Source organism: Jiangella endophytica (genome assembly GCF_003427025.1).
Taxonomy (GTDB): domain Bacteria; phylum Actinomycetota; class Actinomycetes; order Jiangellales; family Jiangellaceae; genus Jiangella; species Jiangella endophytica.
Window position 1 is genome coordinate 1 of the sequence record NZ_QVAI01000078.1, and the last position, 322, is coordinate 322.

Annotated in this window: 1 protein-coding gene; it reads right to left on the bottom strand. The window is 70.8% G+C overall.

Annotated features, from left to right (window positions below; all coding sequences use genetic code 11):
• The coding region (locus DZA62_RS35340) for a ThuA domain-containing protein (RefSeq protein WP_198664554.1) at positions 1–322 on the bottom strand (322 nt) is incomplete at both ends.

A 322-nucleotide genomic window follows, 5' to 3' on the forward strand; every position in this document is an offset into this window, starting at 1 on the left:
CACCGGGATCTGGCCCGCGGTCGACAGTTGCTGGGTGTCCGGGTGGAAGACCTTCACCGCCCCACCCAGCTCGGTGTAGAACACCCGGCCGTCGTCGGCGATGTCCAGCTTCATCGGGTTGGCGGTGTTGTCGTCGAGGGCGACCTTCTCGAACGCCGCGGCGGTGGGGATGCCCTCACGCGGCTCGCCGCAGTCCGCCTCGGTCGTGCCCGCGGCCCACTCGATGGCCCAGCCGATGTGCTGCCGGAAGCCGGGATCGGCGTAGTGGCTCGCCGAGTGCCCGAGCGCGGTGTAGAACGTCCGGCCGCCGTCGTACGCCGAA